This window comes from Pseudomonas sp. Teo4 (genome assembly GCF_034387475.1).
GTDB lineage: Bacteria > Pseudomonadota > Gammaproteobacteria > Pseudomonadales > Pseudomonadaceae > Aquipseudomonas.
Genome location: NZ_JAXCIL010000002.1, coordinates 2,127,443 through 2,150,709, shown reverse-complemented (window position 1 = coordinate 2,150,709; position 23,267 = coordinate 2,127,443). Strand labels below are relative to the sequence as shown.

The 23,267-nt window shown below is 60.4% G+C and carries 23 protein-coding genes; 7 read left to right on the top strand and 16 right to left on the bottom strand.

Annotated features, from left to right (window positions below):
* Nucleotides 1-189: 189 nt before the first annotated feature.
* Entirely contained in the window at nucleotides 190-1,086 is an 897-nt protein-coding gene (locus PspTeo4_RS26230) for a GlxA family transcriptional regulator (protein ID WP_322366934.1), read from the top strand.
* Between the two features lie 37 nt (nucleotides 1,087-1,123).
* Here the strand turns inward: PspTeo4_RS26230 and zapE are convergent, their stop codons facing one another.
* The 3 genes from zapE to PspTeo4_RS26215 all read right to left on the bottom strand — a co-directional run bounded on the left by zapE (nucleotide 1,124) and on the right by PspTeo4_RS26215 (nucleotide 4,313).
* Complete coding sequence (zapE, locus tag PspTeo4_RS26225; protein WP_322366638.1) at nucleotides 1,124-2,218, bottom strand: cell division protein ZapE; 1,095 nt, start codon at nucleotides 2,216-2,218, stop codon at nucleotides 1,124-1,126.
* An 84-nt stretch (nucleotides 2,219-2,302) separates the two neighbouring features.
* A complete protein-coding gene (locus tag PspTeo4_RS26220; protein ID WP_322366637.1) occupies nucleotides 2,303-3,652 on the bottom strand; it encodes a tryptophan--tRNA ligase in 1,350 nt (449 codons plus the stop codon).
* 25 nt (nucleotides 3,653-3,677) lie between these two features.
* Nucleotides 3,678-4,313 (bottom strand): alpha/beta hydrolase, encoded by a 636-nt coding sequence (locus PspTeo4_RS26215; protein ID WP_322366636.1) that lies wholly within the window; start codon nucleotides 4,311-4,313, stop codon nucleotides 3,678-3,680.
* Between the two features lie 135 nt (nucleotides 4,314-4,448).
* Between PspTeo4_RS26215 and PspTeo4_RS26210 the strand changes: the two genes are divergently transcribed.
* Nucleotides 4,449-4,886, top strand: coding sequence for a YhcB family protein (locus PspTeo4_RS26210; RefSeq protein ID WP_322366635.1), 438 nt, complete (start codon nucleotides 4,449-4,451; stop codon nucleotides 4,884-4,886).
* 70 nt (nucleotides 4,887-4,956) lie between these two features.
* Here the strand turns inward: PspTeo4_RS26210 and PspTeo4_RS26205 are convergent, their stop codons facing one another.
* Together PspTeo4_RS26205 and PspTeo4_RS26200 are read right to left on the bottom strand one after the other, a co-directional pair.
* Complete coding sequence (locus PspTeo4_RS26205) at nucleotides 4,957-5,340, bottom strand: tail fiber domain-containing protein (protein WP_322366634.1); 384 nt, start codon at nucleotides 5,338-5,340, stop codon at nucleotides 4,957-4,959.
* A gap of 150 nt (nucleotides 5,341-5,490) precedes the next feature.
* Nucleotides 5,491-6,687 carry a methionine gamma-lyase gene (locus tag PspTeo4_RS26200; protein ID WP_322366633.1) on the bottom strand — a complete coding sequence of 399 codons (1,197 nt, stop codon included), beginning with the start codon at nucleotides 6,685-6,687 and terminating at the stop codon, nucleotides 5,491-5,493.
* Nucleotides 6,688-6,814: 127 nt separating this feature from the next.
* Between PspTeo4_RS26200 and PspTeo4_RS26195 the strand changes: the two genes are divergently transcribed.
* Nucleotides 6,815-7,294 (top strand): Lrp/AsnC family transcriptional regulator, encoded by a 480-nt coding sequence (locus PspTeo4_RS26195; protein ID WP_322366632.1) that lies wholly within the window; start codon nucleotides 6,815-6,817, stop codon nucleotides 7,292-7,294.
* Between the two features lie 1,078 nt (nucleotides 7,295-8,372).
* On the top strand, nucleotides 8,373-9,041 hold the full coding sequence (locus PspTeo4_RS26190) for an RES family NAD+ phosphorylase (protein ID WP_322366631.1): 669 nt from the start codon (nucleotides 8,373-8,375) through the stop codon (nucleotides 9,039-9,041).
* A gap of 32 nt (nucleotides 9,042-9,073) precedes the next feature.
* On the opposite strand, the gene PspTeo4_RS26185 is transcribed toward PspTeo4_RS26190, so the two are convergent.
* From PspTeo4_RS26185 to PspTeo4_RS26170, 4 genes are all read right to left on the bottom strand, one after another.
* The gene (locus PspTeo4_RS26185; protein ID WP_322366630.1) at nucleotides 9,074-9,706 is read right to left on the bottom strand and encodes a hypothetical protein; all 633 of its coding nucleotides are present in this window, start codon (nucleotides 9,704-9,706) and stop codon (nucleotides 9,074-9,076) included.
* 169 nt (nucleotides 9,707-9,875) lie between these two features.
* The gene (gene cysN, locus PspTeo4_RS26180; RefSeq protein ID WP_322366629.1) at nucleotides 9,876-11,777 is read right to left on the bottom strand and encodes a sulfate adenylyltransferase subunit CysN; all 1,902 of its coding nucleotides are present in this window, start codon (nucleotides 11,775-11,777) and stop codon (nucleotides 9,876-9,878) included.
* A 15-nt stretch (nucleotides 11,778-11,792) separates the two neighbouring features.
* Entirely contained in the window at nucleotides 11,793-12,710 is a 918-nt protein-coding gene (cysD, locus tag PspTeo4_RS26175; protein WP_013974136.1) for a sulfate adenylyltransferase subunit CysD, read from the bottom strand.
* 197 nt (nucleotides 12,711-12,907) lie between these two features.
* Entirely contained in the window at nucleotides 12,908-13,666 is a 759-nt protein-coding gene (locus PspTeo4_RS26170) for a Nif3-like dinuclear metal center hexameric protein (RefSeq protein ID WP_322366628.1), read from the bottom strand.
* 302 nt (nucleotides 13,667-13,968) lie between these two features.
* On the opposite strand from PspTeo4_RS26170, the gene algW reads away from it, so the two are divergent.
* Nucleotides 13,969-15,129, top strand: a complete 1,161-nt coding sequence (gene algW, locus PspTeo4_RS26165) for a Do family serine endopeptidase AlgW (protein WP_322366627.1) — start codon at nucleotides 13,969-13,971, stop codon at nucleotides 15,127-15,129.
* A 29-nt stretch (nucleotides 15,130-15,158) separates the two neighbouring features.
* Here the strand turns inward: algW and PspTeo4_RS26160 are convergent, their stop codons facing one another.
* The 4 genes from PspTeo4_RS26160 to PspTeo4_RS26145 form a co-directional block, all read right to left on the bottom strand.
* Nucleotides 15,159-15,923, bottom strand: a complete 765-nt coding sequence (locus tag PspTeo4_RS26160; RefSeq protein WP_003251792.1) for an amino acid ABC transporter ATP-binding protein — start codon at nucleotides 15,921-15,923, stop codon at nucleotides 15,159-15,161.
* A gap of 10 nt (nucleotides 15,924-15,933) precedes the next feature.
* Complete coding sequence (locus PspTeo4_RS26155) at nucleotides 15,934-17,031, bottom strand: amino acid ABC transporter permease (protein ID WP_322366626.1); 1,098 nt, start codon at nucleotides 17,029-17,031, stop codon at nucleotides 15,934-15,936.
* A gap of 10 nt (nucleotides 17,032-17,041) precedes the next feature.
* Nucleotides 17,042-18,220, bottom strand: a complete 1,179-nt coding sequence (locus PspTeo4_RS26150) for an amino acid ABC transporter permease (protein WP_322366625.1) — start codon at nucleotides 18,218-18,220, stop codon at nucleotides 17,042-17,044.
* Between the two features lie 67 nt (nucleotides 18,221-18,287).
* Nucleotides 18,288-19,316: an amino acid ABC transporter substrate-binding protein gene (locus PspTeo4_RS26145; protein ID WP_322366624.1), complete on the bottom strand. Its 1,029-nt coding sequence runs from the start codon at nucleotides 19,314-19,316 to the stop codon at nucleotides 18,288-18,290.
* A gap of 333 nt (nucleotides 19,317-19,649) precedes the next feature.
* On the opposite strand from PspTeo4_RS26145, the gene PspTeo4_RS26140 reads away from it, so the two are divergent.
* Nucleotides 19,650-20,306 (top strand): alpha/beta hydrolase, encoded by a 657-nt coding sequence (locus tag PspTeo4_RS26140; RefSeq protein WP_322366623.1) that lies wholly within the window; start codon nucleotides 19,650-19,652, stop codon nucleotides 20,304-20,306.
* Nucleotides 20,307-20,406: 100 nt separating this feature from the next.
* Nucleotides 20,407-21,840, top strand: coding sequence for an ATP-dependent RNA helicase RhlB (gene rhlB / locus PspTeo4_RS26135; protein WP_322366622.1), 1,434 nt, complete (start codon nucleotides 20,407-20,409; stop codon nucleotides 21,838-21,840).
* A 128-nt stretch (nucleotides 21,841-21,968) separates the two neighbouring features.
* On the opposite strand, the gene moaE is transcribed toward rhlB, so the two are convergent.
* Genes moaE through moaC form a run of 3 tightly spaced genes read right to left on the bottom strand, consistent with a single transcriptional unit; the run spans nucleotide 21,969 to nucleotide 23,133 of the window.
* Nucleotides 21,969-22,415 (bottom strand): molybdopterin synthase catalytic subunit MoaE, encoded by a 447-nt coding sequence (moaE, locus tag PspTeo4_RS26130; protein WP_322366621.1) that lies wholly within the window; start codon nucleotides 22,413-22,415, stop codon nucleotides 21,969-21,971.
* 2 nt (nucleotides 22,416-22,417) lie between these two features.
* The gene (locus tag PspTeo4_RS26125) at nucleotides 22,418-22,663 is read right to left on the bottom strand and encodes a MoaD/ThiS family protein (RefSeq protein WP_322366620.1); all 246 of its coding nucleotides are present in this window, start codon (nucleotides 22,661-22,663) and stop codon (nucleotides 22,418-22,420) included.
* Complete coding sequence (gene moaC, locus PspTeo4_RS26120) at nucleotides 22,663-23,133, bottom strand: cyclic pyranopterin monophosphate synthase MoaC (RefSeq protein WP_322366619.1); 471 nt, start codon at nucleotides 23,131-23,133, stop codon at nucleotides 22,663-22,665. The genes PspTeo4_RS26125 and moaC overlap by 1 nt, the downstream gene beginning before the upstream one ends.
* Between the last annotated feature and the right edge of the window lie 134 nt (nucleotides 23,134-23,267).

Below are 23,267 nucleotides of genomic sequence, written 5' to 3'. Positions count from 1 at the left end.
CCTCTGTTGCATGGGGTAGACACAATCGCCAAAAAATAAGACGATCCAGCCGGTGATTGACCACTCTACCCTATAAGAACAATGACAATGATGTTTACCCAACCCTCCGCGTCGTTGCGGCGCGTCAGCATCCTGGCCATTGACAAGGTGTTCGCTTCGACCCTGATGCAGGCCAAGGACTTCTTCCACCTGGCCAGCCTGCGCTACAGCAAGCAATTGGGCCTGGGCTTGCAGCCCATGTTCGAGATCCACCTGGTAAGCCCCGACGGGCAGCCCGTGGACAGCTTCAGCAGCGTGCAGTTACCGGTCGACGGCGGCCTGGACGATGCCGATGTGATCATCCTCCCAGCCTTCTGGGACGACTTCGACAACCTCCTGCAACGTTACCCACAGGTACTGCCGTGGCTACGCGAGCAACATGCCCGTGGCGCGGTGCTGTGTGCCGAAGCCAGCGGGGTATTCTGGTTGGCCGAGGCTGGCTTGCTCGACGGCAAGGAGGCGACCACCTACTGGCGCTTCTTCAACAGCTTCGCCGAACGCTTCCCCAAGATCCGGCTCAACCAGGACAAGCACCTGACCGACGCCGACAACCTCTACTGCGCCGGCGGCACCACCTCGGCCTGCGACCTGTACATCTACCTGATCGAGCGCTTCTGCGGCGCCAACGTGGCCCGCGCTGTGGCCCGCGACATCCTCTACGAAGTGCAGCGCAACTACACCCCTGGGCGCATGGGCTTTGGTGGGCAGAAGCTGCACCAGGACCTGATCATCCTGCAGATCCAGCACTGGCTCGAAGAGCACTTCGCCGACAAGTTCCGCTTCGAGGATGTGGCCCGCAACCACGGCATGAGCATCCGCAACTTCATGCGCCGCTTCCAGGGTGCGACCGGCGACAAGCCGCTGCATTACCTGCAGCGGTTGCGCATCGAGACGGCCAAGGGCTTGTTGTCGAGCACGCGCAAGAGCATCAAGACCATCAGCTATGAGGTTGGCTACGACGATGCCAGCTTCTTTGCCCGATTGTTCCGCCAGCACACGGAGTTGTCGCCGAACCAGTATCGGCAGCAGTTCATGCAAGAGGCTTGAAATCACCGGGGCCGCTTCGCGCCCCGGTCACAGTGGATTACGGCTTGTGCGCGCGCGCCAGGAACTCGTGCGACTGCATTTCCAGCAGACGGCTCAGGGTGCGCTGGAACTCGAAGCTCAGGCGACCACCGGTGTACAGGTCCTTCAGCTCAACCTCGGCCGAAATGATCAGCTTGACGTTGCGGTCGTAGAACTCGTCCACCATGTTGATGAAACGGCGGGCGATGTCATCGGTGGTCACCCCCATCTGCTCGACGTTGCTGAGCAACACGGCGTGGAAGATCTTGCCCAGCTCGATGTAGTCGTTCTGGCTACGCGGCCCGTCGCACAGCGCACGGAAGTCGAACCAGGCGACGTCGTCACAGGTGCGCAAGGCATTGATCGGCCGGTTCTCGATCATCAGCACATCGTTTTCGACGGCCTGCGTGCATTCAGGGGTCAGCGCCTTGAAGCTGGCACGCATGCTCTGGTGCGCCGCGTCGTTGAGCGGGAAGTGGAACAGCTCGGCCTGCTCCAGGTGGCGCAGACGGTAGTCGACACCGCTGTCGACGTTCACCACGTCGGTGAACTGCTTGATCATGGCGATGGCAGGCAGGAAACGCGCCCGCTGCAGGCCGTCCTTGTACAGGCCGTCCGGCACGATGTTGGAAGTGGCCACCAGGGAAACGCCATTCTTGAACAGCTCTTCCATCAGCGTGCCCAGGATCATGGCATCGGTGATGTCGGAAACGAAGAACTCGTCGAAGCAGATGACCTTGGCTTCCTGGGAGAAGCGCTTGGCGATGAGGGTCAAGGGGTTCTTCTCGCCCTTGAGGGTCTTCATCTCTTCGTGCACACGCTTCATGAAGCGGTGGAAGTGGGTACGCATCTTCTCTTTGAACGGCAGCGCCTCGAAGAAGGTGTCCACCAGGTAAGTCTTGCCCCGGCCCACGCCACCCCAGAAGTACAGGCCCTTGACCGGGGTCTGTTCCTTCTTGCCGAACAACTTGCCGAATACACCTGGCTTGTTGTTGTGCGCGGCGACCAGATCGTCGTACAGACGCTGCAAGTGACGCACAGCAGTCTCCTGCGCCGCGTCATGGAAGAAGTCGGGACGTTTCAGATCTGCTTGATATCGTTCTAGGGGCGTCATGATTCGTTAGCGAGGCAACAAAAAACGGGCCGTCACTGTAGCGACAGGCCCGCTTAATGGCAATCAGACTTGCGGCGAAATGCCTCAGTCCTGTGCTGGGATCAGGGCTTCACGCAGGCTGGCAATGGCCGCATCACGGGCTTCATCGCTGGCGAACTGCGGGCCGTCGGCAACCTGCTCGCCATTGAGCCAGAGACCGAAGCCCAGGCCTTCGACGCGCACATCAGCCTCGCCACCCTGCTGCAACTGCTTGCTTACCGCACCGGCGCTCTTGCCATCGGCGAAGCTGCGCGACAGCAGCAACTGCTCGCCATCGGCGGCCAGCAGGCGGAAGCGGAAGCTGCCGTCTTCGTCGCGGAAGCTGACGAAACGGGCGCTCTTGGCGGCTTTTTTCTTCACCTCGGTCGTCGCCTGCACGCTGCTGCGGAACGAGCGCAGGCCAACGGCCTCGCGCAGTTGCTCGAGGAACGGGGTAGCAGTCTTGCGCGCCTTGGCAGCACCGGCCAAAAGGATGTCTTCCAGGTCGGACGGGCGCGAGATCAGCTGATTGTAGTGCTCGCGCTTCTCGGCCAGTTGGCCGTCGAGCAGTTGGAACAGGCGCTGTTTGGCTTCGCCCCAGCCCAGGCCCTGCAACAGCTCTTCGCGGAACTCGGCGCACTGGGCCGGGGTGGAGAAGGCCTGGAACAGGGTGAACAGGTGCGCGTTGTCCGGGTCCTTGGCCTCGCCTGGGGCACGGGAGTCGGTAACGATGCGCGAAATCGCGTCCTTCATGTCCTTGGCGCTGGTGAACAGCGGGATGGTGTTGTCGTAGCTCTTGGACATCTTGCGACCGTCCAGGCCCGGCAGCGTCGCCACGCTTTCTTCGATCACCGCTTCGGGCAGGGCGAAGAAGTCCTTGCCTTGGCCGAACAGGTGGTTGAAGCGCTGGCCGATATCACGGGCCATTTCCACGTGCTGGATCTGGTCGCGGCCGACCGGCACCTTGTGCGCGTTGAACATCAGGATGTCCGCAGCCATCAATACCGGGTAGCTGAACAGGCCCATGGTCACGCCAGCGTCCGGGTCTTCACCCGCTTCGACGTTCTTGTCCACCGAAGCCTTGTAGGCGTGGGCGCGGTTGAGCAGGCCCTTGGCGGCGACGCAGGTCAGCAGCCAGGTCAGCTCGGGAATCTCGGGAATATCGGACTGACGGTAGAAGGTCACTTTGTCCGGATCCAGGCCACCGGCCAGCCAGGTGGCAGCGATTTCCAGACGCGAGCGCTGGATGCGCAGCGGGTCGTCGCACTTGATCAGGGCGTGGTAGTCGGCCAGGAAATAGAACGAGTCGGCACCAGGCTGCTGGCTGGCGAGAATGGCCGGGCGGATGGCACCGGCATAGTTGCCCAGGTGCGGGGTGCCGGTGGTGGTGATACCGGTGAGAATGCGCGTGGTCATGGGTGTTCGCTTATTCAGGCTTGGCTCAGTTCGAAAGGCGCGGCAGCAGCAGATCCTTCAGATCGGTCAGCTTGCCATGGAAGAAGTGTCCGCATTCTGCCACTTTCAGCAGCTCATGGGGGCGCGACAGGCTGTCGGACCAATCGTAAACCAGCTGCGGATCGACGACTTCGTCGGTTTCCGGCTGCACCACGGTGATCGGGCAAAGCTGCGCCAGGGGGAAATCATCGCGCAGGCGCATCACCGCAGGGGCGATCATGAACAGGTGCTGCAAGGCCACGCCCTGCCCTTCCAGCTGGCCGGCCAGGCTGGCGGCGACGAACCCACCGAAGGAAAAGCCCATCAACACTAGGGGCAGCTCCGGGTGTTTCGCCCTGAGCCAGGCAACGGCCGCCTCGGCATCGGCCACCTCGCCGGCGCCCATGTCATGACTGCCAGCACTCTGACCGACGCCGCGGTAGTTGAAACGAAGCGTCACGTAGCCAGCATCGCGGGCGGTACGCTGCAGTGTCGAAACCACCTTGTTGAGCATGGTGCCGCCCTGAACCGGGTTGGGGTGGCAGATCAGCACCGCGCCACGGGCATCGGCCACGTCCAGGTACAAGGCTTCCAGCTGGCCAACGGGGCCATCGATGAACAAGGGGGTTTCGCGGACAAGCAAGGCACTACTCCGTGACCTCAGGAGGGGTCGATTCGTCTAGCAGAGGAATTCTGTTCTGATTTGCGATCGCTCGCGGTATACAGCGCAGGTCTGAGCCGTTAACGTAAAGCAAAGCCGTTTATAGAGGAAGGACTCGTGGAACACTCGCTCCTTGTTTGGTTGTTGCCGACCCTGGCCCTGGTCGTCGGCGTCGTGGTCGGTTTCGTCGTCGCCCGCCTGCTGCCCAATGCCGCGCCGAGCAGCACACAGCGCCAGCTGGATGATATCCAGCAGCGTTTCGACACCTACCAGAATGAGGTGGTCACCCACTTCAACAGCACCGCCGTGCTGGTCAAAAAGCTGACCCAGAGCTACCAGGATGTCCAGGACCACCTGGCCGAAGGCGCCAACGCCCTGGCGCTGGACGAGGTTACCCGTCAGCGTCTGCTGGCCGCCCTGCACTCCGAGTCGGCCCAGGCCCCACGTGACCGCCTGACCCCTCCGAAGGACACTGCGGAAGTGCCACGCGACTACGCGCCAAAAGCGCCGAACTCGCCGGGCATGCTGGACGAGAGCTACGGGCTCAAGCGTTAAGCGGGTGAAATGCAAAAAGGCCTCGGAAGAGGCCTTTTTTATTGCGTGACGAATACGGCTACAACCAGAGTTACATCGTCTTGGCCTGAGCCTTCTCCAGTGTATCGATCCGCTGATTCAGTTCACGTATCGACTCAATCAGCGGTGCGACCAGTTTTTGGTAGTCCACCGTCAGCTTTTCGTTCTTCTCATGAACCAGTTCCGGGTAAACGGCCTGGACATCCTGCGCCATCAGCCCGATATCCTTGCGCCCCGTTTCTTTCCAGGTGAACTTCAAACCTTGCAGTTTCAACAACTGCTGAGTGGAACCTGACAGCGCTTCTGGCGAAGTCTTCAGGCTTTTATCGCTGAAAGGGCAGCATGGCTGGCCCACATCGCCTGCCAAGGCGACCCCACTGGCAGTAACCGCCACAAGCGCCAGGGCGGCGTGCGAAAGTACACTCTTGAATTTCATACTCATGCCTGTTCAGGTGAATGGACTAGGCACGGAACAGATTCCGTGCGAATCCCCAAACTAAGTGACCACCTCAACAGGCTCTATCCGACGTTTCTTGATATCGCTGTCGAAAACCGGCATCGATAAGTAGGACGCTTCCAGCCAACCTCATACACAGTGCTTGAGCGCCTGTTCGATATCGGCGAGCAAGTCCTCTACATCCTCCAAGCCCACCGACAGCCTCACCAACCCTTCCGATATTCCATGATGCGCCCGCTCCTTCGTGGTATAGCTGGAGTGGGTCATGCTCGCAGGGTGTTGCGCCAGCGATTCGGCATCTCCCAGGCTCACCGCTCGGGCGAACAGCTGCAGAGCATTCATGAAGCGACGCCCTGCCTCGATTCCACCTTTGAGTTCGAACGCGATCATCCCGCCCGGCAAACGCATTTGCCGCTGCGCCAGCGCGTACTGCCCGAATGACGGCAGGCCCGGGTAATGGATCAGCTCGACCTGAGGCTGCCCTGCCAGGAACTCGGCCACTTGCTGGGCGCTGGCACAATGGCGCTCCAAGCGCAGCGCCAGGGTCTTGATACCGCGCATCAGTAGCGAGGCATCGTGCGGCGACAACACCGCACCGGTCATGTCCTTGAGGCCTTCCAGACGAATCCGGTCGACCAGCGCCTTGCGCCCGACCACCAGCCCGGCGGTGATATCGCCATGGCCACTGAGGTACTTGGTGGCCGAATGCACCACCAGGTCGGCGCCCAGCTCCAATGGCCTTTGCAGATACGGCGTGCAATAGGTGTTGTCGACCACGATATGCAAGTCATGCCCCCGTGCTGCCTCGGCCACGGCGGCGATATCGACCAATTGCATGTTTGGGTTGGCCGGCGTTTCGAAGTAGATCATCCGAGTCTTGCTGGTAATCGCCGCCTTCAGCGCCTTGATGTCGTTGAGGTCGACGTGGCGGATCTTCACCCCAAACTCGCCAATGCCATGGTGCAGGTAGGCAAAGGTGCAGCCATACAGCGTGCGCCCGACGACCAGTTCATCCCCAGGACGCAGCAACGTCCACAGCGTCGAAGTGATGGCCCCCATGCCCGAGGCCAGGGCCAACCCCGCTTCGCCCCCCTCCAGCGAGGCCATGCGCTGCTCCAGCAGGGCCAGGGTCGGGTTGGAGATGCGGCTGTAGAAGTGCCCGGCTTGTTCCCCTGCGAAGCAGGCTGCTCCGTATTCGACGGTAGGAAAAGCGTAGGTCGCCGTCTGGTAAACCGGCGGCACCAATGCACCACCGTGGGTGAGCGGGTCGTACCCGTGATGGATGGCCCGCGTGGAAAAACCGCTGTTGTTATGGGAGTCGCGCATGGCAACAACCTCTGGTGGTTTGCTATAAGCTTATGCCACCGAGTCGCCTGATTTTTTCCAAAATTGACCACGCATTCGCAGCATTTTTGGGACAACAACAACAAATATCAGACCAGGAGGGCAAAACATGCCTTCAACCCTCGACCGCACCGACCGCGCCCTGCTCGCCGCCTTGCAGGACAACGCCCGCCTCACGGTTTCCGAACTTGCCGACCAGGTAGCACTGACCACTTCCCCCTGTTGGCGGCGGGTCAAGTTGCTGGAAGACAACGGCTACATCACCGGTTACCAGGCCATTCTTTCGCCCAAAGCGCTGGGGTTTGGCGTGACCGCGTTCGTCAGCATCATGATGGATTCGCACACCAAGGACATGGCGTTGGCCTTCGAGAAACGTCTGATGGAGATTCCCGAGATTGTTGCCTGTCACAATATTTCCGGGCGGTATGACTTCTTGCTGGAGATTCTGGCGCGGGATTTGGAATCGTTTGGGGAGTTTACCCGCGAGGTGTTGCAACGGTTGCCGGGGGTGAAGGAGATTTATTCGAGTTTTTCGTACAAGGCGGTTAAGGAAAAGCGCGTTATTCCGGTGTCGGAATCGCATATCTGAACAGCAAAACGCCCCGTTGCTCGCCATGCGACGATCTCCAAGCTGCCTCAAACACAACAGAATATATAGATTAGAGATCGACGTACCGGGGAATGAGGCTACTCCTTATGGGAAATCATGGGGTATTTTAATAAGGGGGTTAGGAATGGATGGATATTCGTGTGAATATATCTTTGGTCTGCGAGGTAGCCGTCCCGGCGCGTAACCTTGACGCGCCCATCGAACCTCACCATTGCGACCGTCAAATATTAAAATATTGCCGGAATCGGTCACCTTCAGATAGTTATTTTTCCAACACGATCTATCCAGAGTCTCCGCACTTTGCGCGAACCATATTCGATCTCGTGATGGGTCGTATAAGAAGCCTGAATTACTCACTACAAACTGGAGTGGTTCCCGCCCTCTATCACGCAGCGTAGTACTGTATGGCTGCCTATGGTCTGCGACAGCCACCTAATCAGGGGCACGTACTCATTGTCCACAGACGTTGACCACAGACGCACCCAGAAACAATCCCAGTCTATAACACATAAAAATCCTACAACCAGAAAGAAATCCTCCTGCACGCCTTTTCCAAAATTACACTCAAAGAACTTGCCATAATCACCGATACGAAACACGCCTACCTGCCAGTCACCGAACACCACATTTGCCATCTTAATCAAATACAGACAAGAACACTCCCACACATGAGACTTGGCGACACATGAAGTTTATAATAGCGACCACGACAATCATTTTATCAGGATGCAGCTTAGAGATACCCTTAGTATTTCCTGACAGACAGGAAATTCAATTCAAGTGCGATATAGACCCATACAAACAGGGCTGCGAAAGACAGATGGATTATCAAGAGCATTTTCGCTTGATCAAAAAACCAACAACCTAAAGACAACAACTCGGATCTGTTTGGTTGCCTGACAAGCGAGAACCAAGGCTGCACCAGCGAGGTGATCGCTCGCATCATCGCCTGGCGAAAAACACAGGGACTGCCCTGCTCAAGGATGCTTGAAAAAGAGGGCCGACCTTTTCGCCTGGCAGCCCTGCGCGCATGCACGCGATTGATCGGAGAGCTTTCGTGAGCCGCACGGTAAAGCAGTATGAAAACGAATTGACTGCACCAATAGCAGAAGCAATTAGCAAGTATCCAGACCTAATACGACAGATACTTGAAGGAACGGTTCTACACCGCGTTCAACCCTCTCGGTACGATGCCAACCCTGTTAACTATCGCGCCGACTCCGATACACGCTACGCCGACCCTGACAAATTGATTGGGGTCTATTACCTGGGTTTTACACAGGAAGTTGCCGTGGCCGAGAGTTTCCAGCCTGGCCAAGGTGTGGATGATCAACCCGTGCGCTTTTCTCGGCTTGAGGGGACTTCGCTGCACCAGCTAAAGGCCGCTCGCATCTTGAATGTGATTGATGTTGCCGCCCTGGCGAATCGGGCCACACATCACAAAGTACGGGATATCGTGCAGGCGAAGGGCCAAGGCAGAGAGGGCTACGCACTCACCCAGAAAATCAGCCAGGCATGCATATACCGAAATGACGTTGATGGGCTGCTTTATCAATCAACCGTCTATTCCGTCACCGGCTCCCTGAAGGGATGCAATCTCGTCTTATTCGCAGGCCGCTCAACCCAGATCGAAGCAGTGGACTACCAGCCTGTGATGGAGGTGGTGCTATCTAACGGTGAAACAGCAATCGAGTTTCTGGATAGCTTAGGTGTAGCGCTGGAGTAAGCACACAAAAAATGAGCTTTACCAGGCCGGTTTCACTGCCCCGCCGTTAAGGCATTTACGTAGTCGCGCTTGATGATTTCCAGGGCCGCACTGTCATCCAGTAAATTGAAACGCGGCAGTTCATTGCTTGGCTCTCCAGGATTTGAGTAGTCCATTTTGCCGACCAAATGCTGAACCAGAAAATTCATGGCCTCGACATCAGCGGGGTCAACATTGAGGGCATTGATCAGTTTTGCAACAACTACCCTGGGCTTGTTATCCGCAAACTGAAACGACGGGTAGAATTTTCTGCGGTTACCGGTATTGGTGTACGCAAGCAGGTTTCCACCCTTTGCCTTCTGACTCAGCGCTTGCTTTGTGATACCCAGGATTTCGCAGGCCGCCTTGGCGTCCAGCAACTCGCAGCGACTGTCGACCCGCTCGAACGCACGCGCTTTCATCCTGGACACGGCTTCCTGATTACGCGTTGCGATACTACGTTTCGTCTCGACGTCTACCTTGGCAAGCGTGGCAAAAGCTTTGTCGTCTGCAAGGTCCAATGCCTTCAGCACCACCGCTTCCGATGCACGGGCAAGGTGCTCCTCAAAGCGCTCACGTAATGCAGCCTTGGCGGCTTCGATACGACCGATCACTGGATGGAGTGCTTCGTGTGTCACTGTAGTCATGGGACCTCCTCAGGGCCTGAATCGCCCCTACGTCCATAGGCTAGAGCAGCGGGCCAACGCATGTCAACTTGTCAACTTGTATACTTGTCAACCCACCAGCTCATTCCAAGCGCATGAGCCACAAACAAAAAACCCCGCCGAAGCGGGGTTTTCCATGCAGCACTAACGCTTAGATCGCACCGCGCTGACGCAGCACGTCCAACACCTGCTTCACGCCCTCTTCCACGCTGGTGGTTTGGGTATCGATCACCAGGTCGGCGTCCAGCGGCACATCGTACGGGAAGCTTTCGCCCGGGATGTTGTCGCCGCCAGCGGCGTACAGGCCCTGCGGGTCACGCTCGCGGCAGGCAATCGGCGATGCCTGCACGTAAACGGTCACCAGGCGCTCTTTGCCGATCAGCGCCTTGGCCTGTTCACGGCCTTCGGCATCCGGGGCAACGAACGCTGCCAGGGTCAGCATGCCGGCTTCGTTGAACTGGCGCGCCACATGGGCGGCACGACGCCAGTTCTCGGTGCGGCCAGCGCGATCCTGTGGCAGGCCTTTGTTCAGGTCGTGACGCAGGTTCTGGCCATCGAGCACGTAGACAGCACGGCCCATGTCGAACAGCTTGCGCTCAACGGCATAGGCCAGGGTGCTCTTGCCAGCGCCGGACAGGCCGCTGAACAGCACGGTGGCCGGCTGCTGACCGAAGCGCAGGGCGCGCTCTTCGGTGGACACGTGAGCCTGCTTGCCATGCTGGCCAGTGGTGCCATGCGGCAGGACTGGCGGGGCGATGATCATGCCGGCACCGACCGTGCCGTTGGTCAGGCGGTCGATGACGATGAACGCGCCGGTAGTGCGGTTGCTGTCGTAACCGTCCAGGGCAATTGCAGCGTCCAGGGCAACCTTGACGCGGCCGATCTCGTTCAGTTGCAAGGCACTGGCAGCGCCCTGCTCCAGGGTGTTCACATCGACCTTGTGGGTGATGCTGGCAATCGAGCCCGGCACGTAGCTGGTGGCGCGCTTGATGTCGTATTTCTTGCCCGGCAGCATCGGCTCTTCGGCCATCCACACCAGCATGGCGTCGAACTGGTCGGTCACCGGCGGAACGTTGTCGGCATGCACCAGCAAGTCGCCACGGGAGATGTCGATCTCGTCTTCCATGGTCAGGGTCACCGCCTGGCCTGGGCCGGCGTTTTCCAGTTCACCTTCGTAGGTGACGATGGACTTGACCCGGCTGCTCTTGCCTGACGGCAGCACGACGATTTCGTCACCCTTGTGCACCACGCCGCTGGCGATGGTGCCGGCGAAGCCGCGGAAGTTCAGGTTCGGACGGTTGACGTACTGCACCGGGAAACGCAGGTCGGTGACATTGCGGTCGGCCGACACTTCCACGGTTTCGAGGATTTCCATCAGCGTCGGGCCGGCGTACCACGGCGATTGCTCGCTGTGATTGACCACGTTGTCGCCCTTGAGCGCCGACATCGGCACGAAGTGCAGGCTCGACGGCTTCAGGTTGATGGCTTCGGCGAACTTCAGGTAGTCGGCCTTGATCGACTCGAAGACGCCTTCATCGAAGCCTTTGAGGTCCATCTTGTTGACCGCGACCACGATGTGCTTGATGCCCAGCAGGGAAGCGATGTAGCTGTGGCGGCGGGTCTGGGTCTGCACGCCGTAACGGGCATCGACCAGGATGATCGCCAGGTCGCAGGTCGAGGCGCCGGTGGCCATGTTGCGGGTGTACTGCTCGTGGCCCGGGGTGTCGGCGATGATGAACTTGCGCTTGGCGGTAGAGAAGTAGCGGTAGGCGACATCGATGGTGATGCCCTGCTCGCGCTCGGCCTGCAGGCCGTCGACCAGCAGCGCCAGGTCGACTTCTTCGCCGGTGGTACCGACTTTCTTCGAATCGCGGGTGATGGCCTCGAGGTGGTCCTCGTAGATCATCTTCGAGTCGTGCAGCAGGCGCCCGATCAGGGTGCTCTTGCCGTCATCCACGTTACCGCAGGTGAGGAAACGCAGCAGTTCTTTACGCTCGTGCTGAGCCAGATAAGCGAGGATGTCTTCGCTGATCAAATCGGATTGGTGCGACATGATGAAACCCTGAAATTAGAAGTAGCCTTGGCGTTTTTTGTCTTCCATCGAGCCTGCGCCATCGTGGTCGATGACACGGCCCTGGCGTTCGGACGTACGAGTCAGGAGCATCTCCTGGATGATGTCCGTCAGGGTCTCGGCCTCCGACTCGACGGCACCCGTCAACGGGTAGCAGCCAAGGGTACGGAAACGCACTTTCTTCTTGACGATGCGAGCCTTTTCCTCGTCGGTGAGGTGCTCGAGGATGCGCTCGTCGTCGATCATGATCAGGGTGCCGTTCTTCTCGATCACTTCCCGCTCGGCGGCGAAGTACAGCGGCACGATCGGGATGCCTTCGAGGTAGATGTACTGCCAGATGTCCAGCTCGGTCCAGTTGGACAGCGGGAACACGCGGATCGACTCGCCCTTGTTGACCTTGCCGTTGTACACGTTCCACAGCTCGGGGCGCTGGTTTTTCGGGTCCCAGCGGTGCTTGCTGTCACGGAACGAGTAAACGCGCTCCTTGGCGCGCGACTTCTCTTCGTCGCGGCGGGCACCACCGAAAGCAGCGTCGAAACCATGCTTGTCCAATGCCTGCTTCAGGCCCTGGGTCTTCATGATGTCGGTGTGCTTGGAGCTGCCATGGGTGAACGGGTTGATACCCTGGGCCACACCTTCCGGGTTGACGTGGGTGATCAGTTCCAGGCCCATTTCCTCGACCATCTTGTCGCGGAAGCTGTACATCTCCTGGAATTTCCACTGGGTGTCGACGTGCATCACCGGGAACGGCAGCTTGCCCGGGAAGAAGGCTTTGCGCGCCAGGTGCAGCATCACGGCGGAGTCCTTGCCGATCGAGTACAGCATCACCGGGTTATCGAACTCGGCGGCCACCTCGCGGATGATGTGGATGCTCTCCGCCTCCAGCTGTTTCAAGTGCGTCAGTTTGTCGACCATGGCTACTCACGAAAAACGATCTTATGGACGGCCTGCGGGCCGTGTTCGAGCGAGCCACTTTATCACAGCGGCTGATTCTATTTAGGAGGCGGACTAGATCGAAACAATCTAACGATATGACTGGGGGTTTGGGCCAATGCGGGCCTCTTCGCGGGTCTGTGGGAGCGGGTTTACCCGCGAAGAGGTCGGTACAGGTCTCAGATTGGATTCGGACAATCGATGAACAGGTGCTCCACGGCAAACCGCCGCGCCAGGTAATCCCCCAGCGCCTGCACGCCGTACCGCTCAGTGGCATGGTGCCCAGCGGCGATAAAGCTCACGCCATTCTCCCGTGCGCTGTGGAAGGTCTGCTCGGACGCCTCGCCACTGATGAACAGGTCAACCCCCGCGGCAATCGCGGTATCGATGTAGCCCTGCCCGCCTCCGGTGCACCAGCCGACCCGGCGAATCATCGCGTCGCCTTCGACCAGCAACGGCTCACGCCCCATCACCTCCTGCACCCGCCGGGCGAAATCCCGTGCCGTCATTGGCTCAGCCAGCGACCCGACCAGCCCGACCACTTTGGGGTTCTCTGGGTCCAGCGGCCCCTCGACGGTAATGTCCAGCTGGCGCGCCAGTTGCACGTTGTTACCCACCTCGGGGTGCACGTCCAGAGGCAAGTGGAAGGCCAGCAGGCTGATGTCGTGCTTGAGCAAGGTTTTCAGACGGCGCTGCTTGATACCGGTGATGCAGGGGTTCTCGCCCTTCCAGAAATAGCCGTGGTGAACCAGTATCAGGTCGGCATCGGCCTCCACCGCCGCATCGAGCAACGCCTGGCTGGCGGTCACGCCACTGACGATGCGACTGACCTGCGGTCGCCCTTCGACCTGCAGGCCATTGGGGCAGTAATCCTGGATCTTCGCGCTGCCCAGGTAGCGTTCGGCTTCCTCGACCAGGGTGTTCAGGGCGACGGCCATGGAAAATCTCCTCGAAATCTGCGCTTTCGACGGGCACAACGCCCGTATAATGGCCGCCATTATGGGCCGTCGCCGGCTTCGGGGAAACCGGCGGCAGTCGCTTGGGGGATAAGGCTGCGGTGTTCCATTCGCGGGCAAGCCCGCTCCCACAGGGGTTGCGCAGAACCTGTGGGAGCGGGCTTGCCCGCGAATAGAACAACACGGTTTCAGCGGTGCCGATCAATGGCTTCAGGTGTATGATCGCGCGCGCTCGCACCCCGCTGCGCTGCCATTGGCCCCCGCCCCACTCCCAGGATTCGTTCATGCTCAAGGCTCTGCGTTATTTTGGCTGGCCCCTGATTACTGGCGTAATGATCGCCATGCTGGTCATCCAGCGTTTCCCTGAATGGGTCGGCCTGCCCAGCCAGGACGTCAACCTGCAGCAGGCACCGCAGACCACCCGGATCATGCAGGGCCCGGTGTCCTACGCCGACGCCGTGACCCTCGCCGCGCCCGCAGTGGTCAACCTCTACACCACCAAAGTGGTGAACAAGAGCGCCCATCCGCTGTTCGAAGACCCGCAGTTCCGCCGCTTCTTCGGCGACAACCTGCCCAAGCAGCGGCGCTGGGAATCGAGCCTGGGCTCGGCCGTGATCATGAGCCCTGAAGGCTACCTGCTGACCAACAACCACGTTACCAGTGGTGCCGACCAGATCGTGGTGGCGCTCAAGGACGGCCGTGAAACCCTGGCGCGGGTGGTCGGCAGCGACCCGGAGACTGACCTCGCGGTCCTGAAGATCGACCTCAAGAGCCTGCCGGCGATCACCATCGGCCGCTCCGACAACATCCACATCGGCGATGTCTCGCTGGCCATCGGCAACCCCTTCGGCGTCGGCCAGACCGTGACCATGGGCATCATCAGCGCCACCGGCCGCAACCAGCTGGGCCTGAACAACTACGAAGACTTCATCCAGACCGACGCCGCCATCAACCCGGGCAACTCCGGTGGTGCGCTGGTCGATGCCAACGGCAACCTGATCGGCATCAACACAGCCATCTTCTCCAAGTCCGGTGGCTCGCAGGGCATCGGCTTCGCCATCCCAGTGAAGTTGGCGTTGGAGGTGATGAAGTCGATTGTCGAGCATGGTCAGGTGATCCGTGGCTGGCTGGGCATCGAAGTGCAGCCGTTGAGCCAGGAGCTGGCCGAGTCGTTCGGTATGCAAGGGCGTCCCGGCATCGTCGTGGCGGGAATCTTCCGCGATGGCCCGGCGCAAAAGGCCGGCTTGCAGTTGGGTGACGTGATCCTGAGCATCAACGGCGAACCGGCGGGTGACGGGCGCAAGTCGATGAACCAGGTGGCGCGGATCAAGCCGAACGAGAAGATCACCATCGAGGTGGTGCGCAATAGCCAGCAATTGAAGCTGATTGCCGAGGTAGGCCTGCGCCCACCACCTGCGCCGGTGGCGGCTCAGGAAGAAAAATGACAAGGGGCCGCAATGCGGCCCCCGTTACATCAGTGCAGAATCTGGCTGAGGAACAACTTGGTCCGGTCACTGCGTGGCCGGTCGAAGAAGTCATCCGGCGCCGCCTGCTCGACGATCTCCCCTTTGTCCATGAAGATCACCCGGTTCGCCACGGTGCGGGCGAAGCCCATTTCGTGGGTTACGCAGAGCATGGTCATACCGTCCTCGGCCAGGCCAACCATGGTGTCGAGCACTTCCTTCACCATTTCCGGGTCAAGCGCCGAAGTAGGCTCGTCGAACAGCATGATCTTGGGCTTCATGCACAGCGCCCGGGCAATCGCCACACGCTGCTGCTGGCCACCGGACAACTGCCCCGGATACTTGTGCGCCTGCTCCGGAATGCGTACGCGCTCCAGATAGTGCATGGCGATTTCCTCGGCCTTGCGCCGTGGCATCTTGCGTACCCACATGGGCGCCAGGGTGCAGTTCTCGAGGATGCTCAGGTGCGGGAACAGGTTGAAGTGCTGGAACACCATGCCCACCTCGCGGCGGATCGCCTCGATCTGCTTGAGGTCGTTGGTCAGTTCCACGCCATCGACGACGATGCGCCCCTGCTGGTGCTCTTCCAGGCGGTTGAGACAACGGATGGTGGTGGACTTGCCCGAGCCGGACGGCCCGCACAGCACGATTCGCTCACCCTGGCGCACGTTCAGGTTGATGTCCTTGAGCACATGGAACTGGCCGTACCACTTGTTCACGCCCTGCATCTGGATGATGCCTTCGGGGCCGGCAGGCTGCTTGATCGCTTCACTCATTTCGAAACTCCTAACGCTTGTGGCCAGTGTCCAGCTTGCGCTCCAGGTGCATGGAGTAGCGGGACATACCGAAACAGAAAATCCAGAAAACCAGGGCCGCGAACACATAGCCTTCGGTGGCCATGCCCAGCCAAGCCGGGTCGGCAGCTGCCTGCTTGACGCTGTTGAGCAGGTCGAACAGGCCGATGATGATCACCAGACTGGTGTCCTTGAACAACGCAATGAAGGTGTTGACGATGCCTGGAATCACCAGCTTCAGCGCCTGGGGCAGAATCACCAGGCCCATCGCACGCCAGTAGCCCAGGCCCATGGCCGCAGCGGCTTCGTACTGGCCCTTGGGGATGGCCTGCAGGCCGCCCCGAACCACTTCGGCGATATAGGCCGACTGGAACAGGATCACGCCGATCATTGCCCGCAGCAGCTTGTCGAAGCTCATGCCCTCAGGCAGGAACAACGGCAGCATCACCGAAGACATGAACAGCACGGTGATCAACGGCACGCCGCGCCAGAACTCAATGAAGGTTACGCAAACCACCTTCACCGCCGGCATGCGCGAACGCCGCCCCAGGGCCAGCAAAATGCCCAGCGGCAAGGCGCCGACGATGCCGACCGTCGCGATGACCAAGGTCAGCATCAAGCCGCCCCACTGGCTGGTCGCCACATTCTCCAGTCCCAGAACGCCACCGTGCAGCAGCGTGTAGGCCAGGATCGGGTATAGCACCAGGAAGCCCAGGCCATAAACGGCTTTACGTGGGAAACGCTTGATGAACAGCGGCGCGGCACCGAGCACGGCAAGCCACACGGTCAGGTCCACGCGCCAGCGCAATTCGGCCGGGTAGTAGCCGTACATGAACTGGCCAAAGCGCTGCTGGACGAACACCCAGCAGGCGCCCTCCTTGGTGCAATCAGCGCGGGTGGTGCCGACCCAGTTGGCGTCGATCAACGCCCACTGCACCAGCGGTGGCACGATCAGCCACACCAGGTACACGGCGAACAGGGTCAGCAAGGTGTTGAGCCAGCTGGAGAACAGGTTGGCACGCATCCATGCGAGTACGCCGACGGTTTTCACCGGTGGCGGCATGTCAGGTTTGAAAACATGGGCATTCACGGGCGTATCCTCACCGCTCGATCAGCGCAATGCGCTTGTTGTACCAGTTCATCAGCAGCGAAATGCTGATGCTGATGGCGAGATAGACACTCATGGTGATGGCGATCACCTCGATGGCCTGGCCGGTCTGGTTGAGCACGGTACCGGCGAACAGCGAGACCATCTCCGGGTAGCCGATACCGGCAGCCAGGGACGAGTTCTTCGCCAGGTTCAGGTACTGGCTGGTCAGCGGCGGAATGATCACCCGCAGTGCCTGGGGGATGATTACCTTGCGCAGGGTCGGGCCCTCGCGCAGCCCCAGCGAACGGGCGGCCTCGGTCTGGCCATGGCTGACCGAACGGATGCCGGAACGCACGATCTCGGCGATGAACGCTGCGGTGTAGATGGTCAGCGCCAGGGTCAGCGCCAGCAGCTCAGGAATCAGCACCCAGCCACCGACGAAGTTGAAGCCTTTCAACTCCGGCACTTCCCAGTGCACCGGGCTGCCGAACAGCAAGGCGCAGGCACCGGGAATGACGATGACCAGTGCCAGGCCGACCCAGAACTTGTGGAACGGCTCGCCGGTTTCATCGAACCGCTTGTTGGCGTAACGCACCATCAACACGATGGCCACGATCGCCAGCCCCAGCGCGATGACGAATGGCCAGAAGCCCTCGGCCATGGAGGCGCCCGGCATGTTCAGGCCGCGGTTGCTGATGAAGAAGGTGTCGTCGATGTTGATGCTGCCCCGCGGTCCTGGCAGGGTCAGAAACACCGCGAAGTACCAGAACAGAATCTGCAGCAGCGGCGGAATGTTGCGGAAGGTCTCCACATACACGGTTGCCAGCTTGTTGATCATCCAGTTCGGCGACAAGCGCGCCACGCCGATGATGAAGCCCAGGATCGTCGCCAGAATGACACCGATGAACGTCACCAACAGGGTGTTGAGCAGGCCGATGACGAACACACGCGCATAGCTGTCGGACTCCACGTAAGGAATCAGGTGCTGGGCGATGCCGAAGCCGGCGCTGCGGTCGAGGAAGTCGAAGCCGGAGGTGATGCCCCGGTGTTGCAGGTTGGTCTGCGTGTTGTGGAACAGGTACCAGCCCAGACCGACCACGAAGACGATCGTGAGGATCTGGAACAGCCACGCGCGCACACGTGGATCGCTCAGGGATAACCCCTTGGGTGCGCCGATTTGATTTTGCATGAAGTGCCCCGGAAAAAAGGGATTCGAACAACCTGCGGCGGCGGAATGCCGCCGCAGGGTGCAACCATCAGCGCACAGGTGGCGCGTACTGGATGCCGCCGTTGTTCCACAGGGCGTTCATGCCACGGTCGATCTTCAGGTCGGTGCTCTGGCCCAGGTTCTTCTCGAACACTTCGCCGTAGTTGCCGACTTGCTTGACGATCTGCACTACCCAGTCCTTGGGCAGCTTGAGGTCTTTGCCATATTCGCCATCGGCGCCCAGCAGACGGGCGACATCAGGGTTCTTGGTGGACTTGGCTTCAGCCTCGACGTTCTTCGAGGTGATACCCGCCTCTTCGGCGTTGAGCATGGCGAACAGGGTCCACTTGACGATGCTGAACCACTCTTCGTCGCCCTTGCGCACCACCGGGCCCAGAGGCTCCTTGGAGATGGTTTCCGGCAGCACCACGTACTCGGTCGGCGCGGCCAGCTTGGAGCGCTGGGCAAACAGCTGCGACTTGTCCGAGGTCAGCACGTCGCAACGACCGGACTCCAGCGACTTGGCGCTTTCGTCGGAAGTGTCGAAGGTGATCGGGGTGTACTTGAGATTATTGGCGCGGAAGAAGTCGGAAACGTTCAGCTCGGTGGTGGTACCGGCCTGGATGCAGATGGTCGCGCCATCGAGTTCCTTGGCGCTGGAGACGCCCAGCTTCTTGTTGACCAGGAAACCTACACCGTCATAGTAGGTGACACCGGCGAACACCAGGCCCATGCCGGCATCACGCGAGCTGGTCCAGGTAGTGTTACGCGACAGCACATCGACTTCGCCCGACTGCAGCGCGGTGAAACGCTCCTTGGCGTTGAGCTGGCTGAACTTGACCTTGGTGGCGTCACCGAACACCGCAGCGGCGACAGCGCGGCATACGTCGGCGTCGATACCGACGATCTTGCCCTGGGCATCAGGGACCGAGAAACCTGGAAGACCGTCGCTCACGCCACACTGGACGAAGCCCTTCTTCTTCACCGCATCGAGAGTGGCGCCGGCCTGTGCGAAGCTGGTGGCTCCCAGCGCGGCGGCAGCGGTCAGGACTGCCAGGGTGGTTTTCAACATCTTCATTCACAACCTCCAAATCGCTCTTGTTGTACCGAGCCGGAATTGCACCGCACCCTTATGAGGCGCATCCGACCCTTGTTGGCTTGTTATTGGGTCAATTGGCGCAATGAGCTGTTCTATGACAGCCTTCGCGTGCAAAGGGTGTTACCGTCGCGGATAGTCCCTTTGCCTCAAGGGTTCCATAGCAAAGCGCGTACCACAGTTGCTGGCTGTAGCGTTTAAGCAGTCGTCAAGTAGGAAAAGTTGTATCGTTGCGACATTCTTTTTCTGACAATCAATGCCCGCGCCTTTTTTTCATGCACACGATCCATTGGCACGCACACTTTCGGAGCAGTCATGACCAACCCGCTGATTCTTGAACCGCAGAAAACCGCAGACGCCTGTGTGATCTGGTTGCACGGCCTGGGTGCCGACCGTTACGACTTCCTACCGGTGGCCGAATTTCTGCAAGAGCGGCTGCTCAGTACCCGCTTCGTCATGCCCCAGGCCCCGACCCGCCCGGTGACCATCAACGGCGGCTATGCCATGCCCAGCTGGTATGACATCAAGGCCATGACCCCGGCGCGCGCCATCGACGAAGCGCAACTGGAAGAGTCGGCGCAGCAGGTCATCGCGCTGATCAAGGCCGAGCAAGCCAAGGGCATCAGCCTGTCGCGCATCTTCCTGGCCGGTTTCTCCCAGGGCGGCGCGGTGGTACTGCACACTGCCTATATAAAGTGGCAGGAAGCCCTGGGCGGTGTGATTGCGCTGTCCACCTATGCCCCGACCTTTACCGACGGCAACCAGCTCAGCGCCTGCCAGCAGCGCACACCGGCGCTATGCCTGCATGGCGTGCACGACTCGGTGGTCATCCCATCCATGGGCCGTACCGCCTTCGAATACCTCAATACCTGGGGCGTGGCGGCGCAATGGCACGAATACCCGATGGAGCATGAAGTACAGGTTGCAGAACTCAACGACATCCAAAACTGGCTGGGCAAGCAGCTGCAATAAGCCGCTCCCGATGTAGCTGTCCGAGCATTCCACTACGCCGCGCCCGAATCTTGCATTACACTGCCCGGCGTACATTCCTTAACCAATTGATGAGACGATCGTGCTCAAGGCACTCAAGAAAATATTCGGCAAGGGAGACGCCGCGCCTCAGGCCGTCGAGCCCGTCGCCCCGGTGAATACGCCCGCGCCGGCACCGGCTGCGCAACCCGAGGTCGCCCCGACCAAGCCCAGCGCCAAACCCGCAGCGCCTGTTGTCGCCGACAAACCGGCCAAGGACAAGCCGCGCCGCGAGCGCAAGCCCAAACCGCAGGCAAACCTGTGGAAGCCGGAAGACTTCGTGGTCGAGCCGCAGGAAGGCAAGACCCGCTTCCATGACTTCAAGCTCTCCAACGAGCTGATGCATGCGATCCACGACCTCGGCTTCCCCTACTGCACCCCCATCCAGGCCCAGGTGCTCGGCCATACCCTGCGCGGCAAAGACGCCATCGGCCGGGCCCAGACCGGTACCGGCAAGACCGCTGCGTTCCTGATCTCGATCATCTCCCAGCTGCAGCAGACGCCGCCGCCCAAGGAACGCTACATGGGCGAACCGCGTGCGTTGATCATCGCCCCGACCCGCGAGCTGGTGGTGCAGATCGCCAAGGACGCCATGGCGCTGACCAAGTACAGCGGCCTGAACGTCATGAGCTTCGTCGGCGGCATGGACTTCGACAAGCAGCTGAAAAGCCTGGAAGCGCGCCACTGCGACATCCTGGTCGCCACCCCGGGCCGCCTGCTGGACTTCAACCAACGCGGCGAAGTGCACCTGGACATGGTCGAGGTGCTGGTGCTGGATGAAGCCGACCGCATGCTGGACATGGGCTTCATTCCACAAGTGCGCCAGATCATTCGCCAGACTCCGCCCAAGAGCGAGCGCCAGACCCTGCTGTTCTCCGCCACCTTCACCGACGACGTGATGAACCTGGCCAAGCAGTGGACCACCAACCCGGAAATCGTCGAGATCGAGCCGGAGAACGTGGCCAGCGAAACGGTCGAGCAACATGTTTATGCCGTCGCGGGCAGCGACAAGTACAAGCTGCTGTACAACCTGGTGACCCAGAACAAGTGGGAACGGGTGATGGTATTCGCCAACCGCAAGGACGAAGTGCGGCGCATCGAGGAAAAATTGGTGCGCGACGGCATCAACGCCGCCCAGCTTTCCGGGGACGTGCCTCAGCACAAGCGGATTCGCACCCTGGAGAACTTCCGTGAAGGCCGCATCACCGTGCTGGTGGCCACCGACGTGGCAGGCCGCGGCATCCACATCGATGGCATCAGCCACGTGATCAACTTCACCCTGCCTGAAGACCCGGATGACTATGTCCACCGCATCGGTCGTACCGGGCGGGCGGGCACCAGTGGCGTGTCGATCAGCTTTGCCGGTGAGGATGACTCCTACCAGCTGCCGGCGATCGAGGAGTTGCTGGGGCGCAAGATCAAATGTGAAATGCCGCCGGATGAGCTGTTGAAGCCGGTGCCGCGCAAGCACCATTAATCTGTGCCGGCCTCTTCGCGGGTAAACCCGCTCCCACAGGTCATGCTCTGACCCCAGGGGTAGCGGGGCTCCTGTGGGAGCCGGCTTGCCGGCGATCCGGGGCTACGCCCCGGCCATCCAACTCAGACCTACCAGCGCCCCGCCGCATCCTGATCGCTCTGCTTCCCTTCCACCCAGCGCGCCCCCTCCCGGGTATTCTCTTTTTTCCAGAATGGCGCCCGGGTCTTCAGATAATCCATGATGAAATTGCAGGCATCGAACGCTGCCTGCCGGTGGGCACTGGCCACGCCGACGAACACGATCGGCTCGCCCGGCTCCAGGGCACCAATGCGGTGCAACACCTCCACCTTCAGCAACGGCCAGCGCTGCTCGGCCTCTACCACGATCTTGGCCAGGGCCTTCTCGGTCATGCCCGGATAGTGCTCGAGGAACATCCCGGCCACCTCCTGGCCATCGTTGAAGTCGCGCACATAGCCCACGAAGCTGACCACCGCGCCTACGCCGACATTGGCGGCGTGCATGGCATTGGTCTCAAGCCCTGGGTCGAACGCCCCTTCCTGCACTCGCACCGTCATGTTCAGCCTCCGGTCACCGGTGGGAAGAACGCCACGTCGTCGCCCTCCTCCAACGGCTCATCGAGCCTGCACAGCTCTTCATTACGGGCGCACATCAGGTTCTGCTCGGCCAGCACCGCATACTGCCCACCCTTGGCCACCAGCGCCTGGCGCACATCGTCCAGCACCTTGAACTCGCCCTCCACACGCTCGGCATCCAGCCCCAGCAATTCGCGGTAACGGGCGAAATACATCACTTTGACCTTCATCACGCCTCCACCTTGTAGTGGCCGCTCTTGCCGCCAAGTTTCTCCAGCAGGCGCACCTGCTCGATGACCATGCCTTTGTCCACGGCCTTGCACATGTCGTAGATGGTCAGTGCGGCAACGCTGGCGGCGGTCAGGGCTTCCATCTCGACGCCGGTCTGCCCGGCCAGCTTGCAGCGGGCGACGATACGCACGGCATCCTGGCCATCGGCACTCAGCTCGACCTTGACGCTGGTGAGCATCAACGGGTGGCACAGCGGAATCAGGTCGCTGGTCTTTTTCGCCGCCTGAATGCCGGCGATGCGTGCCACGGCGAACACATCGCCCTTGGGGTGCTCGCCGTCGACGATCATCTGCAAGGTCTGCGGCAACATGCGCACCCGCGCTTCGGCAGTGGCCTCGCGTTCGGTAACGGCTTTTTCAGTGACGTCGACCATGTTGGCGCGCCCCTGGGAATCGAGATGAGTCAGCACTGCTTTGCTCCTGTGGAGGGAACTAAAGAGTGTAAACCTGTGGGTCAGGTTTGAGCAGTGCAATGTATCGACAGTCCTGGCCTCTTCGCGGGTAAACCCGCTCCCACAGGCTTATCACCGAATTCAAAGCCGTG

Coding starts and splice junctions, on each gene's coding strand:
- zapE (WP_322366638.1), bottom strand. CDS start 2,218: ATGACGCCCCTAGAACGATATCAAGCAGATCTGAAACGTCCCGACTTC.
- PspTeo4_RS26220 (WP_322366637.1), bottom strand. CDS start 3,652: ATGACCACGCGCATTCTCACCGGTATCACCACCACCGGCACCCCGCAC.
- PspTeo4_RS26205 (WP_322366634.1), bottom strand. CDS start 5,340: ATGAAATTCAAGAGTGTACTTTCGCACGCCGCCCTGGCGCTTGTGGCG.
- PspTeo4_RS26200 (WP_322366633.1), bottom strand. CDS start 6,687: ATGCGCGACTCCCATAACAACAGCGGTTTTTCCACGCGGGCCATCCAT.
- PspTeo4_RS26195 (WP_322366632.1), top strand. CDS start 6,815: ATGCCTTCAACCCTCGACCGCACCGACCGCGCCCTGCTCGCCGCCTTG.
- PspTeo4_RS26185 (WP_322366630.1), bottom strand. CDS start 9,706: ATGACTACAGTGACACACGAAGCACTCCATCCAGTGATCGGTCGTATC.
- cysN (WP_322366629.1), bottom strand. CDS start 11,777: ATGTCGCACCAATCCGATTTGATCAGCGAAGACATCCTCGCTTATCTG.
- cysD (WP_013974136.1), bottom strand. CDS start 12,710: ATGGTCGACAAACTGACGCACTTGAAACAGCTGGAGGCGGAGAGCATC.
- PspTeo4_RS26170 (WP_322366628.1), bottom strand. CDS start 13,666: ATGGCCGTCGCCCTGAACACCCTGGTCGAGGAAGCCGAACGCTACCTG.
- algW (WP_322366627.1), top strand. CDS start 13,969: ATGCTCAAGGCTCTGCGTTATTTTGGCTGGCCCCTGATTACTGGCGTA.
- PspTeo4_RS26160 (WP_003251792.1), bottom strand. CDS start 15,923: ATGAGTGAAGCGATCAAGCAGCCTGCCGGCCCCGAAGGCATCATCCAG.
- PspTeo4_RS26150 (WP_322366625.1), bottom strand. CDS start 18,220: ATGCAAAATCAAATCGGCGCACCCAAGGGGTTATCCCTGAGCGATCCA.
- PspTeo4_RS26145 (WP_322366624.1), bottom strand. CDS start 19,316: ATGAAGATGTTGAAAACCACCCTGGCAGTCCTGACCGCTGCCGCCGCG.
- PspTeo4_RS26140 (WP_322366623.1), top strand. CDS start 19,650: ATGACCAACCCGCTGATTCTTGAACCGCAGAAAACCGCAGACGCCTGT.
- moaE (WP_322366621.1), bottom strand. CDS start 22,415: ATGACGGTGCGAGTGCAGGAAGGGGCGTTCGACCCAGGGCTTGAGACC.
- PspTeo4_RS26125 (WP_322366620.1), bottom strand. CDS start 22,663: ATGAAGGTCAAAGTGATGTATTTCGCCCGTTACCGCGAATTGCTGGGG.